Annotated in this window: 14 protein-coding genes; 8 read left to right on the top strand and 6 right to left on the bottom strand. The window is 30.2% G+C overall.

The features are described from left to right. Nucleotides 1–236: 236 nt before the first annotated feature. On the bottom strand, nt 237–515 hold the full coding sequence (locus B4J88_RS10275) for a GNAT family N-acetyltransferase (RefSeq protein WP_291067563.1): 279 nt from the start codon (nt 513–515) through the stop codon (nt 237–239). Nucleotides 516–539: 24 nt separating this feature from the next. Continuing rightward, on the bottom strand, nt 540–1,412 hold the full coding sequence (locus B4J88_RS10270; RefSeq protein WP_291067561.1) for a pirin family protein: 873 nt from the start codon (nt 1,410–1,412) through the stop codon (nt 540–542). Nucleotides 1,413–1,653: 241 nt separating this feature from the next. Between B4J88_RS10270 and B4J88_RS10265 the strand changes: the two genes are divergently transcribed. Continuing rightward, nucleotides 1,654–2,379, top strand: coding sequence for a hypothetical protein (locus B4J88_RS10265; RefSeq protein ID WP_219033831.1), 726 nt, complete (start codon nt 1,654–1,656; stop codon nt 2,377–2,379). Between the two features lie 50 nt (nt 2,380–2,429). Here B4J88_RS10265 and B4J88_RS10260 read toward each other — a convergent pair whose 3' ends face one another. The 4 genes from B4J88_RS10260 to hutH form a co-directional block, all read right to left on the bottom strand. Next, a complete protein-coding gene (locus tag B4J88_RS10260; protein WP_291067559.1) occupies nt 2,430–4,409 on the bottom strand; it encodes a urocanate hydratase in 1,980 nt (659 codons plus the stop codon). A 90-nt stretch (nt 4,410–4,499) separates the two neighbouring features. Beyond that, on the bottom strand, nt 4,500–4,874 hold the full coding sequence (locus B4J88_RS10255; protein ID WP_038335218.1) for a DUF2809 domain-containing protein: 375 nt from the start codon (nt 4,872–4,874) through the stop codon (nt 4,500–4,502). A gap of 7 nt (nt 4,875–4,881) precedes the next feature. Next, a complete protein-coding gene (locus B4J88_RS10250; RefSeq protein WP_038335058.1) occupies nt 4,882–5,229 on the bottom strand; it encodes a hypothetical protein in 348 nt (115 codons plus the stop codon). Between the two features lie 171 nt (nt 5,230–5,400). Beyond that, nucleotides 5,401–6,948: a histidine ammonia-lyase gene (gene hutH, locus B4J88_RS10245; protein WP_407932368.1), complete on the bottom strand. Its 1,548-nt coding sequence runs from the start codon at nt 6,946–6,948 to the stop codon at nt 5,401–5,403. A gap of 100 nt (nt 6,949–7,048) precedes the next feature. Between hutH and folE the strand changes: the two genes are divergently transcribed. The 7 genes from folE (at nt 7,049) to B4J88_RS10210 (ending at nt 16,110) form a co-directional block, all read left to right on the top strand. After that, nucleotides 7,049–7,726 (top strand): GTP cyclohydrolase I FolE, encoded by a 678-nt coding sequence (folE, locus tag B4J88_RS10240; RefSeq protein ID WP_291067555.1) that lies wholly within the window; start codon nt 7,049–7,051, stop codon nt 7,724–7,726. A gap of 17 nt (nt 7,727–7,743) precedes the next feature. Then, nucleotides 7,744–9,216, top strand: coding sequence for a cysteine--tRNA ligase (cysS, locus tag B4J88_RS10235; protein ID WP_291047639.1), 1,473 nt, complete (start codon nt 7,744–7,746; stop codon nt 9,214–9,216). Between the two features lie 95 nt (nt 9,217–9,311). After that, entirely contained in the window at nt 9,312–11,240 is a 1,929-nt protein-coding gene (locus tag B4J88_RS10230; RefSeq protein ID WP_114997891.1) for a putative porin, read from the top strand. A 111-nt stretch (nt 11,241–11,351) separates the two neighbouring features. Further along, nucleotides 11,352–12,377: an alpha/beta hydrolase gene (locus tag B4J88_RS10225; RefSeq protein ID WP_291067552.1), complete on the top strand. Its 1,026-nt coding sequence runs from the start codon at nt 11,352–11,354 to the stop codon at nt 12,375–12,377. A gap of 79 nt (nt 12,378–12,456) precedes the next feature. After that, nucleotides 12,457–12,666 carry a hypothetical protein gene (locus B4J88_RS10220; RefSeq protein WP_219033824.1) on the top strand — a complete coding sequence of 70 codons (210 nt, stop codon included), beginning with the start codon at nt 12,457–12,459 and terminating at the stop codon, nt 12,664–12,666. Nucleotides 12,667–12,717: 51 nt separating this feature from the next. After that, nucleotides 12,718–13,575 carry a GLPGLI family protein gene (locus tag B4J88_RS10215; RefSeq protein ID WP_185144215.1) on the top strand — a complete coding sequence of 286 codons (858 nt, stop codon included), beginning with the start codon at nt 12,718–12,720 and terminating at the stop codon, nt 13,573–13,575. Nucleotides 13,576–13,581: 6 nt separating this feature from the next. Next, the gene (locus B4J88_RS10210) at nt 13,582–16,110 is read left to right on the top strand and encodes a TonB-dependent receptor (protein ID WP_125350595.1); all 2,529 of its coding nucleotides are present in this window, start codon (nt 13,582–13,584) and stop codon (nt 16,108–16,110) included. Nucleotides 16,111–16,177 lie beyond the last annotated feature (67 nt).

Raw genomic sequence — 16,177 nt, 5'->3', positions numbered from 1 at the left:
CACTCTTGCTGGCGTAAATCATCCTTTGCGTAATCCCGGTGGGCATCTACTTCACCTTCTAACTTTTTTTCACTCCCTCGCTTTTGTAAGTCGTTGGGATAGTTTTGGAGTTCCTCGCCAGTTTTAAACTGTTTGAAAACATCATCCGGAAATAGGTCTTTTGTTTCCATAAATATGTAAATATTAAATGTATAAAACAAATTCTGCTCGATTTTAACCCAAGCAGAATTTTATACTTACACTGTTTTTGGTACAGTGTCATTTTTATCAAACTGCGCTTTTGCGAAAGGACATAAAGGAATTACTTTTATATTATTATTTCTTGTCCATTCAACCAAGGCTAATAAAGCTTTTTTTCCTAAACCTTGTCCGCCATAAGCTTCGTCAACTTCTGTATGATCGATAATAATTTTATCATCACCAGCCCAAACATATGTCATTTCTCCAGCTTTTTTATCGCCATCTAAAACGACAAAAGCTCCATTTTTTTTATCATCAATTTGTTTAATTTCCATCAGTTTTATTTTTGAAGTTGTTTATTAATCTTCTAAAGTACCAAATTTTCCGTTATTAAAATCCTCAAAAGCTTCGCGAATTTGCTCTTGTGTATTCATCACAAAAGGACCATAAGAAGCGATTGGTTCATTTAGAGGTTCTCCACTCAAAATTAGTACAATGCTATTTTCAGTTGCTTCGATTGTAAAATCTTCTCCTTCGTTAGTAAATAATAATAAATGATCCGTTGGAACAATTTCTTGGTTGTTCACTTTTACTTCTCCATCAATAACTAATAAAACGGTATTGTAATTTGCAGGAAAATTAAAATTAGCTTTTCCATCTTCATTCAGTTTTGCATTCAGCATATTAACAGGAGAAAAGGTAGATGCAGCACCTTTTGTTTGGTTGTATTCCCCAGCAATAACTTCGATAAAACCATTTTCAACTTCTACAGTAGGAATATCTTTATGTTCGATCGCCTGATATTTTGGAGTGCTCATTTTATCCTTTGCAGGAAGGTTTACCCATAATTGAACCATTTGAAAAATTCCACCTTGTTTATAAAATTCTTCTGCATGATATTCTTTGTGTAAAACACCAGAAGCTGCTGTCATCCATTGTACATCTCCTTGATGAATTGTTCCTCCTCCACCAGAACTATCATGATGAGAAACGCTTCCTTGATAAGCAATAGTAACCGTTTCGAAACCACGGTGTGGATGCACACCAACACCTTTTGGTTTGTCTGTTGCTGGAAAATGAAATTTTGAATTGTAATCTAACATAATAAATGGATCCATTCTTCTCATATCTAAATGATATCCACTTGGAATGAAGTTATGAACTCTAAAACCGTCTCCTACAAAATGTGGCTCTCTTGGCGCAATTACTGCTTCTATTTTTTTTGTATTCATAATGATTTTTTTATATGTTTTTATTTTTGTTATACAAATTTACGAAGCTAAATAGTTGATTATATTGATGTAGGTTAAGAAGTTGGTAACGTATTAATTAACATAGATTAATAATGTTTTGTAAATTTTTATTATTGATTGAATGTTAAATTTATATTTAAAACTTTAATACATAGTTGTGATTTTGTTATAAGAGTTAAATACTTATTATTTATATAATTGTTTGGAAATTAATAGTAATATGAGAAAACATTTATTCATCATTCTTTTTGGAATTAGTTTTTATTTATTTGGACAAGAAAATACGTATCGTTTTTTGTATGATATCCACCAAGAAACAATTTTCAATGATGAAATGAAGAAAAATACACCAAAAGACTTTTTGCCAGAAATAGTAAACGCGTTTAATGAATCTTATGAGTTTGAAGTGTTAGCTTCTAAAAATTATTCTTTTGTCAAATTAATAGAGAAAGTAAAGAACTCTCAGAATGATGCGGTTCGAATTTATCCAGAACCAAATTGGTTACTAAACGATTTTGAACATAATAAATCATATGAGTTTGCTGAATATGGTGATACGTATGTGGTGGATTCTATTAAGATAGAAGGTTTGAAACCTACAAAGGAAATGAAAGAAATTTTAGGTTTACAAGCTAAGAAATTTATCTTCGAAAATGATGAGTTTTACTACGAAATCTGGTTAGCAAAAATGAATGGAATTACGGTAAGCCCTTATTATTTTCAGTTCAAAAACTTTGTTGTAGTAGAATTATTTAAGAAGTTTAAAAAAGTTGAAGAGGGTGGTGGAAAGATGGAAAAAAGATATTTTTTGAAAGAGATTAGTCAAGAGAAAAAGTCTACAGATTTTATTAAATTAATTCCTAAAAAAGTACTTACTCCAAAAGAACTTCAAGAGAAAATTGATAAAATTAATCAGATGAGTCAAAATAATGAAGTAGAGAAATAATAATTAAAAAAGCATCTCAATTGAGATGCTTTTTTAATTTGATATATTATTTACAATAATTCTTCATCCACTATATTTGGTAATGTAACCTTTAACAAAGGTTCATCTTCCATTGCACGTTTTATAGCAAAAATAGCTTCTTCGTTTCTTGCCCAAGATCTACGAGCAATTCCGTTGTTCACATCCCAATGTAACATTGATTTTAAACGATTTTCAGCATCGGAAGATCCATCTAATAACATTCCGAATCCACCGTTAATAACTTCTCCCCAACCAACGCCGCCACCGTTGTGAATAGAAACCCAAGTTGCGCCACGGAAACTATCTCCAATAACATTGTGAATCGCCATATCTGCTGTGAATTTTGAACCATCGTAAATATTAGAAGTTTCGCGGAATGGAGAATCTGTTCCAGAAACATCATGATGATCACGACCTAAAACAACTGGTCCGATTTCACCTTTCGCAATTGCATCGTTAAACGCTTTCGCAATTTTAATTCGTCCTTCTGCATCTGCATATAAAATACGAGCTTGCGAACCTACAACTAATTTGTTTTCTTGTGCACCTTTTATCCATGTGATATTATCTTGCATTTGTTGCTGAATTTCCTTTGGAGAATGTTGCATGATTTCTTCTAAAACTTGACAAGCAATTTCATCTGTTGTTTGTAAATCTTCTGGTTTTCCTGAAGTACAAACCCAACGGAAAGGTCCGAATCCAAAATCGAAACACATTGGTCCCATAATATCTTGTACATAAGATGGATATTTGAAATCAATTTCGTTTTCTGCCATTACATCTGCACCAGCTCGAGAAGCTTCTAATAAAAAGGCATTTCCATAATCGAAGAAATACGTTCCTTTTGCTGTGTGTTTATTTACAGAATCTGCATGACGACGCAGCGATTCTTGAACTTTTTCTTTGAATAATTCAGGATTGTTTGCCATCATATCGTTGGCTTCATCAAATGATAATCCAACAGGATAATAACCGCCAGCCCATGGATTATGCAAAGAGGTTTGATCTGATCCTAAGTCAACGTAAACATTTTCTTGATCAAATTTTTCCCAAACATCCACTACATTTCCATCATAAGCAATGGAAACAACTTCTTTATTTTCTTTGGCTTCGCGAACACGAGCAACCAATTTATCTAAATCTGTAATTACTTCGTCCACCCAACCTTGTTCATGACGTTTGTATGTCGCAGCAGGATTCACTTCGGCAGTAACAGAAACAACACCTGCTATATTTCCCGCTTTTGGTTGCGCACCTGACATTCCGCCTAAACCAGCCGTAACAAATAATTTTCCTGCTGTTCCGTTATCATCTATTTTACGAGATCCGTTTAAAACTGTGATAGTAGTTCCATGTACAATTCCTTGCGGACCAATGTACATATAACTTCCAGCTGTCATTTGTCCGTATTGAGAAACGCCTAAAGCATTCATTTTTTCCCAATCATCTGGTTTCGAATAATTCGGAATTACCATTCCATTCGTTACAACAACACGTGGAGCGTTTTTGTGAGAAGGAAATAAACCCATCGGATGACCAGAATACATCACCAATGTTTGTTCGTCTGTCATTTCAGACAAATATTTCATTGTTAATAAATATTGCGCCCAGTTCTGGAAAACTGCGCCATTTCCACCATAGGTGATTAATTCTTCTGGATGTTGTGCAACTGCGTGATCCAAGTTATTTTGAATCATTAACTGAATTGCTTTTGCTTGTTCTGAATTTCCTGGATAATCTGTAATTGGTCGAGCGAAAATTTTATAATCAGGCATCAAACGATACATGTAAATACGTCCAAAATTTTCCAATTCTTGTTTAAATTCTGGAATTAATTCAGCATGATCTTTTGGCTCGAAATAACGCAATGCATTTTTCAATGCTAACTTTTTTTCGTCTTCCGATAATATTTCTTTACGTTTTGGTGCGTGACTTATATTAGGATCTCTCTCTTTTTTTTGAGGTAAAACAGAAGGAATACCTTGTTTTATTTGTTCTTGAAAAGTCATTTTTTTTGTGTTTTTATGTTTTGCGTTAAACGTTATAAGTTTTATGATTTTTTGTTGTTATTCTGAACTTGTCGAGGAATCTCGTTCAAATTACATTTCTTTCATCAAATCTTTATCAATAAAAAATAATAGAATAAATCCGACGAAATAACATAGTAAATCAATCCACGAAAAAGATGTTCCGATAATTATTCGAGCCGCTTTGTTATGTCCTAAACCAATCATTTCTACAAAATTAAAATATTGTAAAATTTCTACAATAAAAGAAAAAATCAACGTAAAAATTGCAATGTTAATCGCTTTTGTGTTGATAAATGCTTTGATAAAATAGTAAATGAAAATCACGACTAAAATATCACCAACAAAAGGACGAATGATTTTGTCTTTGATGTACAACGCAATAATTACTTCAATCAAAAAGATAATAATTGCTATGATGAATGATTTTTTATCGAGTTTGAACATTAGGTTTTTAATTAATAATTTTAAAATAATCAATAAAAAATAAAGTTGAACTTCCAATAAGTAATATTAAACCAACGAGATATAATATAAAATTACTAAAGTTTGTTGGTTGAATTATTTTTAATTTGATTAAACTAAGAATAATTAAAATACTTAATATTAAACTGAAAATAATCAATAAAACTATGATTAGTAAAATATTATTTTTTTCATAAATTGAGTTTACAGAAAATAAAAGAGCAATAGATAAAAAAGTAGAAATCATTAAAAAAAGTACTGCTTTGTCTTTTTTAGAATTATCACTTTTATAACTTGTAACACTGAAAAAATCTAATATAGCTTGTAAAATATCCATTCTTTTTATTTCTAATTTTTAAAAGATTCCTCCATTCGTCGGAATGACATTTACTTGACTGTCGTTGTTGTTATTGTCACTCTGAGCTTGTCGAAGAGTTTTTCTAATTATAGTAAATTATCTACATTATAATAGCTTATCCTTCGACAGGCTCTGGATGACAAGGATAACTTAGAAACTTAAAATTAATTTCTTGAAATCATCTGTTTGTAATAAATCAATAATATTGTTGATATCATCTCCAATCAAACGATCGTCTTCTAATTTTGGACAAACTGAACGAACTTTTGCGAAAACTTCTTCTAAGAATGCACTTGTTTTACGTGGTCTTCTAAATTCTAAACCTTGACAAGCATACATTAATTCGATTGCTAAAACACGTTCTACATTGTCTAAAACTTGGTTGAATTTTCGTCCAGAAATACTTCCCATCGAAACGTGATCTTCTTGCCCTAAAGAAGTCGGAATACTATCTGCCGATGCAGGGAAACACAATGTTTTGTTTTCTGTACAAAGTGCGGCTGAGGTATATTGAGGAATCATGAAACCAGAATTTAAACCAGAGCTTTCGGTTAATAATTTTGGTAAACCATATTTTCCTTCGATCAATAAATATTGACGACGATCCGAAATATTTCCTAATTCTGAAGCTGCAATTGTTGCGTAATCTAACACCATTGCTAATGGTTGTCCGTGGAAGTTTCCACCAGAAATAGCTTCTTCGTCCGAAACAACAATTGGATTATCTGTTACAGAATTTAATTCGATTTCTGCTAATTCTTGCAAATGAAAAAAAGCATTTCGTGATGCACCATGAACTTGAGGCATACAGCGTAACGAATATGGATCTTGTACACGACCACATTCTGCATGAGAGAAAGCAATTTCAGAACCTTTCAATAAATTTCGCATACGTTCTGCAACCAATAAAGTTCCTTTGAATGGACGGACTTGATGCAATTCTTCTTCGAATGGACGAGGCGAACCTTCGTATGCTTCCAGTGATAAAGCACCCGCAACGTCAGCTAAATTCAATAAATATTCGAATTTTTCTAATCCGTTTAAGGCATGAGATAAAATGAATTGTGTTCCATTGATTAATCCTAAACCTTCTTTTGCAGAAAGATGTAAAGGTTGTAAATTATGTTTAGCCAAAGCTTCTTTTGTCGAAACAATTGTATCGCCATCCCAAACTTTTCCTTCACCAATTAATGGTAAAAATAAATGTGATAATGGCGCTAAATCTCCAGATGCTCCAACAGATCCTTTTTCAGGAACGACCGGAATAATATCTTTTTCGACCATTAGTAAAATTCGTTCCACAACATCTAAAGTCACACCAGAATATCCTTTTGATAAAGCATGTGCTTTTGCAATTAACATGGTTTTAGAAATTTCTTTCTTGATTGGATTTCCAACACCAACCGCATGACTGATTAATAAATTATGTTGAAGTTGACGCGTTTCTTCTTCCGAAATTTTAGTGTCGCAAAGTGGTCCAAAACCAGTATTAATTCCATAAACTGTTTGTCCAGAAGCAACTATTTTAGCAACATTTTGTTGCGATTTTAAGATTTGTTGTTTACTCGCTTCATTAAGTTCAATTTCGATGTTTCCTTCTTTGATTCCTTTGTAATCCTCGAACGAAAGAAAATCGATACCGTAAGTTTTCTTGATCATTTTTTCGAATTTGTGATACTTCAAAGATAATCTTTTCATTGATTTGATAAAAGATAGAAATCATTTCAGATGTAATAAATTGAGATTTGATAAGGTTTTATAACACTATCTTTTATAAATTTGCTAAAATTTTTATGTAATGTGTGATAAACATCTTCATGACGAAATAGGGGACGACCATATTTCAGCAAACTTAGAAACGCCTTTGAGAGCTGATGCCTTTGAGTTGTCTGCTGAAGAAAAAGTGGAAAAGATAGAAGCGGATTTCCGTAACATCATGGAAACTTTAGGCTTAGATTTAACAGATGATAGTTTGAAAGGAACGCCAAAACGTGTTGCGAAAATGTTCGTAAAAGAAATTTTTGGTGGTTTATTGCCAGAGCGTAAGCCTGGAATGTCAACTTTCGAAAATAAATATAACTACAATCAAATGTTGGTTGAAAAGGATATCGTGGTTTATTCGACTTGCGAGCATCACTTTTTACCAATCGTTGGACGTGCACATGTTGGTTACATCTCGAAAGGGAAAGTAATCGGTTTGTCTAAAATGAATCGTATTGTAGAATATTATGCAAAACGTCCGCAGGTACAAGAGCGTTTGACAATGCAAATTGTGAAAGCAATGCAAGAAGCTTTGGGAACTGATGATGTTGCATGTATTATTGATGCGAAACATTTGTGTGTAAATTCGCGCGGAATTAAAGATATCGAATCAAGTACTGTAACAGCTGAATTTGGTGGAGCTTTTAAAGAAAGTGAGCAATTAAGAAAAGAGTTTATTTCGTACATCGGAATGAAAACTCCTTTCAATGTTTAAATTATAAATCCTATAAAATGGTAAAAGAAAATCAATTAAAATTACATAATTCCTTAACGGGACAGAAAGAAACGTTCGAACCAATTAATCAAGATAATGTTGGAATGTATGTTTGTGGACCTACCGTTTACAGTAATGTGCATCTTGGAAATGTACGTACGTTTATGTCGTTTGATATGATTTATCGTTACCTAAAATTTTTGGGTTACAAAGTTCGTTACGTTCGTAATATTACTGATGCTGGACATTTAACGGATGATGGAAATGTAGAAAATGATCGTTTTGTAAAACAATCTAAATTAGAGAAATTAGAACCAATGGAAATCGTACAGAAGTATACAGTTGATTTTCATAAAGTTTTAGAAAAATTTAATTTACTACCTCCAACAATCGAGCCTACAGCGACAGGTCATATTTTAGAACAAATTGCTTTAGCAGAAAAATTAATTGATTTAGGATTTGCTTATGAAGTAAACGGATCAGTTTATTTTGATGTGGAAGCTTACAACAAAAAAGGACTTGATTATGGTGAATTGAGTAACCGTAACATCGAAGAATTAATCAATAATACAAGAGATTTAGACGGGCAAGGAGAGAAAAAGAATCCAGTGGATTTTGCACTTTGGAAAAACGCTTCGCCTGCTCACATTATGCGTTGGGCTTCTCCTTGGGGAGATGGTTTCCCTGGTTGGCACTTAGAATGTACAGTGATGAGCACAAAATATCTTGGAGATTATTTTGATATTCACGGAGGAGGAATGGATCTTAAATTCCCTCACCACGAATGTGAAATTGCGCAAGCAAAAGGTTCTAATGGTCACGAACCAGTAAAATATTGGATGCATGCGAATATGTTGACGATGAATGGTCAGCGTATGAGTAAATCGACTGGAAATTACATTTTACCTATGCAATTAGTGAATGGTGAAAATGATTTCTTCGAAAAACCATTTCATCCAGCTGTTGTACGTTTTTGTTTCTTACAAGCGCATTATCGCAGTGTTTTAGATATTTCGAATGATGCAATGTTAGCTTCCGAAAAGGGATATAATCGTTTGGTTGAAGCATTAAAAACATTAGAAACAATTACGCCAAAGAAAACATCTACCGTTAATATTGATGAATTAGAAACGAAATTATATACCGCAATGGATGATGATTTCAATACGCCGATATTGATCGCACATTTATTTGATGCAGTGAAAATGATTAATTCAATCAAAGATAGTTTCGAGAATATTATAGCAGAAGATTTAGAACGTTTAAAAGCAATTATGAATGGTTTTGTTCATGATGTTTTAGGTTTGGATACAGAAGCTGCAAACGAAAGTTCAGATAAATTAGATGGTGTTGTAAAAATGCTAATCGAAATGCGTAATCAGGCACGTGTAGATAAAAATTGGGCATTATCAGATCAAATTCGTGATGAATTAAGTGCATTAGGTATCCAACTAAAAGACGGCGCTGACGGAACAACTTTCACTTTTTAAGAAAGATTTATAAAATATTTAACCCACTTAGAAATAAGTGGGTTTTTTTGTATCTCTCAATTTTAGATTACTTTTGTAAGGATTTATTCAACAGGATGAAAAAAACAATCATTGGTTTATTTTTATTAGGAGCTGTTGTAGCGCAAGCTCAGGAGGATTCAATAAAAGTTTTAAAACCATTAAAAGGATCATCAACAAATGATTCGGTTACATATTATAAAACCAAAATAGACGATTATAAGTTTTGGACAAATGGCAGAAAACCAGAGGTTTTGGATACGACATTAAGTATCAAAAACTATTATAATCAAAATTTTATTCGCAATGATGCGTTCGGAAAATTATTTTTTCCGAATGTTGGTGGTGTAGTGGTGGATTTGGAGTATCAAAATACGCCATTCAATCCGTCGATGTTACCAACTGGTAAAAAATACAATTATTATTATGCAAATGATATCAAATATTATGATGTCAAAACGCCATATACCGAGTTTATTTACGAGAATGGTGTTAAAGAAGGTAACTTTTTGTCTTCAACATTTTCGCATAATTTCAACAAGCAATTCAATTATACGTTTCATTATCGTGGATTAATTTCTGAAGGTCGTTATCGTCATGAAAAAGCGCAGAATAATACCTTTGTTTTTTCATCAAATTATAAAACAAAATCGGAACGTTTCAAATTGTGGTGGAACTATGCAGCACAAAATCTGAAAAATAATGAGAACGGTGGAATAGAAGATATCAACGATTTTATTTTGCAAGATGATCGCAGAATGACAAATGTTCGTAATATTCCCGTGAATTCGCAGACAGCAAAATCTGAATTTGATGCACGTCGAATTGAATTGAATGCTTCGTACGGAATCTTAAAAAAAATGAATGAAAAAGATTCGACTTTTTATAATCCAATTGAATTGAAGAATAAATTTTCGTATGAAAAACAAAAATATCGCTACGAGGATACGTCACCAAACGGAACTTTATATTCTACACCGATTATTACAGGAATGGATTATAGAAGTAAAAAGAGTTTTACAGATTTATCCAATACGACAACTGCTGGTTTTCAGTGGACAGATCGTGTGAAGATAGAGGCTGGTGTTAAATTCCAGAATTTGCGCGTTTTTGCTGATCAAGCCATGACGATTGTTGCAGTTCCAAAGCAAATAGAGGAAAATCTTTTTGGAGTTGTTGGAAAAGTGGATTTTGATTGGAATGAAAAATTGAAACTTTACGGAAATGTTGAATATCTGCAATCTGATAATTACAAAAGTGTTTACAATGTAGATGCGGTTTTAGATGTGACGCCGATAGAAGGTTATACATTGAGTGCTGGAGCGGTTATTCAGTCAAAACTTCCTTCGTTGAATGCAGTTTACAATCAAAGTTTCTTTAATAATTTTAACTACGTTAATAAATTTGAAACCGAAAATATTCAAAATCTTTTTGCAAAGTTAAAGTTAGATAAAGTTAACACAACCTTAGAAGCCTCAATTTATAATATTGACAATAAAGTATATTTAAACGAATTGTTGGTTTATAAACAATTGACAGATAATATTAATTATTTCAAGATAAAAGGTGAAAATCATTTACGTTTCGGAAAGATTAATTTAGTTTCGACAGCACAATATCAAAAAGTAACGAAAAACGAAGAATATATGCCTTTACCAGATTTCTTGATTCGTGAAACATTGTATTGGCAAGGAGAATTATTCAATAAGAATGCTCAATTACAAGCTGGTATTAATGCAACATATTTTACGAAATACAATGGTTTGCGTTACATCCCAATTCTGAACGAATTTGCATTGCAAGATCCAGCAAGTATACAAGAGATTGGTGGTTATCCTATTTTGGATGTTTTTATCAATTTCAAGGTTCGTAATATGCGTTTTTACATTCGTGGTGAGCATATCAATGCATCGTTTACAAAACAACCTGATTATTTTGCAGCGCCAAATGTTCCGTACCGAGATTTCAAGTTTCAACTTGGCTTGAAATGGAATATTTTCAGTTAAAATAATTACAAATTATATAGAAAAACGACTTCAAGATGAGGTCGTTTTTTTTTGTCTAAAATCATTTGTGTAGAATAATTCTAAATAGTTATTTTTAGAAAAATTTTATACATGAAAAAATTCCTACTTTTATTTTGTTTGATTTTCTCTCAAATCGGTTTTTCTCAAGAGAAATTATCAATTGCTGAAATCCAAAAAATAAATTCCAAAATCTTAAATACTGAACGAGAAATTTGGGTGAATCTTCCCGAATCGTATTATAATAATAAACTTCAAAAAGTAAATTATCCTGTGATTTATGTGTTAGATGCCGAATCTAATTTTACGTTTTTAACAGGCGTAGTTTCTAAGTTTCAATCGGGATTTTATCCAGAAATGTCTGAATCGATCATTGTCGGAATTACGAATAAAAATGGTGATCGAACAAAAGATTTTACACATGTAAATGATGTTAATTTTCTGAATTTTATTCAAAATGAATTGTTTCCTTTTATGCAGAAAAATTATCGTGTGAATGATTTTCGTTTGTTAATTGGACATTCTTTAGGTGGATATTTTGCGTTGAAAACCTTGTACAACCATCCCAAAACTTTCAATGGATATGTTGCGCACGATCCAAGTGTTTGGTTTAATGACAAAGAATTATTGAATCTATATCAAAATTTAGAAAATCATTCTTTCGAGAATCGATTCTTGATGATAACACAAGTTGGTGAAAGTCAAAATGCAGATCATTTACGAGACCATTATCAAAGTATAAAAAAGGTGGACGAACGTTTGAAATCATCAAAGAATAAATCATTGAATTATCATTACAAACAATATATTGACGAAGAACATGGTTCGGTTCCGATGATTGGCTCGATTGATTATTTGCGTTGGCAGTTTGATGGTTATCGTGTGAATATTAAAGAGATTCCGAATCAACCAAATTTGGTGAAGGATTCTTTTGAAACGATTTCTAGAAAATTGAATTATTCTTTTCAACCAACAGAAACGTATATCAATAATGTTGCAAATTATCTGGTAAAACAAAAGAAAAATGATTTAGCAAAACAGTTTTTTGAACAAAATGTGAAAAATTTTCCTGAAAGTTTACAAGCAAAAGAAGAGTTAGAAAAATTCTTAAATCTATAATAATTTGTTTTTTTGGTTATTTATTTATAGTTTTAGAATATTGATCAATACTAATTTATTAACATTTTAAAATTTAAGCATGAGAAAAATCTTATTAGCAAGTGCTTTTGCACTTTTTGGAACTTTTGCAATGGCAAATGAGGTAGAATTAAAAAATGATAATTCTGAAATTACATCATTAATTGATGATTGTTATTACTATGAGTATGAGGAAGAGTCATTTACTCTTTATTCTGATGGTAGTTGGGAATATGAATACTACTTTGAATCAGGTATATACTGTGATTAATTAGTTTAATCTACTAATAGTTTTAAGGGCCTTTAATAAAAAACAATGAAAATGTATACAGTATTAGTTATTTTAACGTTAATGAACGGATGTTCAGATAAGAAAGCTTTAACAGAAAATGAATTAAATTCAAATAGTATTTCTACTAATGAAATTAAAATGAAAAATGATAAACAAAATATTGGGATTATCAAAAATTCTTATACAATAGAATATGTAGAAACAGTAAAAATAGATGAGGCCAAGGTTGCACAATTACCAGTGCATGCACAGCAAATGATAAAAGATAGACTGTCTAAGCCAAGATACAGTGTTTTGGAAACAAATGGAAATGAATCTATTTATAAGACTTTAGCAACTGAAGATGATAAAAACAATAACCAAGTAGAAAATACGAACGGAAACAAAAGAATTGTAAAAAACACGACCATTTCATTTGTAAGTGATGTATTTTATAAAAATTTGGAAACATCAACTATCTATAAAACAACTGAAATAAAAGGCGAAAAACTTACAGTAATGCAAAAGAGTGATTTGCAAAATTTATGGAAAATTACCAATGAAACAAAATCAGTTGGAGGATATACTGCCCAAAAAGCGACTTTGGATGACCCTAAATTAGGACAAGTTACGGCATGGTATCTTTCTGAGATAGCAATAACAGATGGGCCTGAAATTTTTAATGGTTTACCAGGATTAATAGTAGAAGTAGAAACAGATAAGAAATACATTACTTTAAAATCTATTAATAAAGCAGAAAAAGAAATACAGCTTCCATCATTTTCTAATGTCTTAACGACGCAAGAGTATTCAAAGAAAATGGAAGAACTGAAGCAGTCTTCTATTTCATCAAAAATAGAAAATTCGTCAGGTGTAAAAACAAATAGAATCGTTATTAAAAGTGAATAAAAATAGATGAAAAAAATAGTTTATTTTAAGTTCTTTTTTTTCATCAGTTCGTTACTATTTGCTCAAAATTTGTCTATAAATGGTTATGTAAAAGATAATAACTCCGAACCACTACATAATGCAGTGGTTCAGTTATTTTTAGACGATACGTTTAAAGGTTTTAAAAAAACAAATAGTCAAGGTTTTTTTAATTTTATCAATTTAGAAAAAGGAGTATATACACTAAAAGTTAATGTGCTTAATTATTCTCAATATCAAGAAAATATCGAACTAAATGAAGGTAAATCTATCGAAATATTTTTATCAGAAGAACTTGTTAAATTAGAAGAAGTAATTATTAACAACAAAAGCTTTGGTAAAGTAAAAGAAGATACTATACAATATAATTTAGCAGCAATAAGAACTGGTAATGAAAGAACTTTAGGCGACTTAATAGAAAAGTTGCCTGGATTGCAAATTGATGAAAATGGCGTAGTATATTATCAAGGTAAAAAAATGGATAATATTTTGATTGATGGTGCAGAATTTTTTGGAAACAAACATCAATTAGCAACAAAGAATATTACCGATGAAATGATAGAAGGTATTGATTTGATTTCTAATTACCAACCTAATGATATATTAAAAAGCTTTAGTTCTGGAGGAAAAAAAGTATTAAATATTAAACTAAAAGAAAATTATCAAAATACAATATCTGGGAACGCTTCTTTTGCGTTAGGTAATGATTTTAATACAAATAATAGAATAAACTTATTCAATTTCAATAAAAAAGGCAATATCGCTTTTATCAATCATTACAATACAATAGGAGAAGTCGCTATGACGATGGAAGATTATTTTGAGTTGAACCAAACCATTAAAAGAAATGGTAATGGTGTGTCTAAAATAGATGAAAAGGATATTCCCAGTTTTCTTAGAGAACAACGGAATTTTTATGATCGTAAAAACTTCTTTTCATCACTAAATTATAATCAGAAAATTAACGACAAATTATTAATTAAAAATTATACTTTATTTGATTTTAATACTTCGATTAAAAGACAAGATACATACAAAAATTATGGGATTTTCAAATTAAATGAAATTCAGCAAATTGATGAAAAACCCTATTTTGTTCAAAATGTATTCAATTTGGATTGGAAAATTAACAAAAATAATTACGTAGTATTAGATTCAAAATTTGATTATACTCAAAACACAATAGATTCTGATATTAATCAAAATTTATATTCTGAAAATAGTAAAGAACAAAATTTTATTCAGAAATTAAATTGGTTTAATGTTTTAAATGATAATTTATTGGGAGAATTGACATTAGATTTTAATTCTCAAACAAAAAATTATCTAATAACAGAACAAGAAGAAATTAATACGAACCAATCAAAATTTAATCTTTATAAAATCGGGTACTCAGTAAAATCTTCAAAAAATAAATTTACATATAATTATTATACCAATACATCATTACAAAATTATAATTTATCAACCTTAATAAATCAAAAAAATAAAGAAGAAAATAGATTGTTTAATGCAGTAATAGGAGGTGTGTTTAGTTATTTATACAATAAAAATCTTTTAATATCTTCAAGTTTAATTGTTAATTACTATAATTCTAATCAAAAATCATTAGAACAAAATTTTAGTATTTCTCCAGTAGTATCTCTTGCATATACATTAAATAAAGGAGGAAAATTAACCTTAAAGTATTCCTATTTAGATGCCGGAATTCCAACTTTAGATTTTCTAAATACCTACGAAAGAAGAGTAGATTATTTAACAATATTAGACCAATCATCAATAGACGAACTATTTATAAAAAGAACAAACAGTGTGTCGATAAATTATTTAAAACTAAATCTAAGTAAAGGAAGAACATTTTTTGTAAATGTAAGTTATGATCAAAATAAAAATGATATAGCTGAAGATATACGTTATCAAAATAATTTAATTTACAAAGCGTTTTTTAAGGCAGAACAAACAGATAATTTGTTACTTTTTATTAATTATGATTATATTTTTAATAAAATTCCCATAGCTTTTAAAGCGAATGGAATTCTTAATTATACAGAAAATGTTCAGAAAATTAATAATGAATTAAATAATCTTTATTCAACTAATTTTAATCTAAAAACTAATTTTACATCAAGATTTAAGTCAAATTTACAAGTTTATTATAAAAACACATTCCAAGTGTTTGTTAATGATAATAAGAAAATTGATAGACAAAATATATTTACTATAAAAAATGATTTTGGAGTTACTTACAATTACAAGAATGCTAAAATTAAAGTAGGAGTTTTAAATGATAATCAAATTATTAAAAATATAGAAGTAATAAAAAATACAAACTGGAACTTTTACACTGAAATTGATTATAAATTAAAAAATTTTGATCTATTTATTCAAGGATTTAATTTTATTAATCTTAATCAAAATTCTATGTTAAAAAATATTTCTACAACAGATTATCAAGGTTACGTAAATCTTAAAACTTTATCTGGATATTTAATGGGAGGTATAAGATTTAATTTATAAAAGACTATTTTTAGTAGAATTATCATCAACTTGGTATAAGCAAAGAATAATTTCTATCTTAGTAAAA

It is taken from the genome of Empedobacter sp. UBA5036, assembly GCF_002415215.1.
Taxonomy (GTDB): Bacteria; Bacteroidota; Bacteroidia; order Flavobacteriales; family Weeksellaceae; genus Empedobacter; species Empedobacter falsenii_B.
Note: the sequence above shows the minus strand (reverse complement) of the source record. Positions and strands in the feature narration are given on the sequence as shown.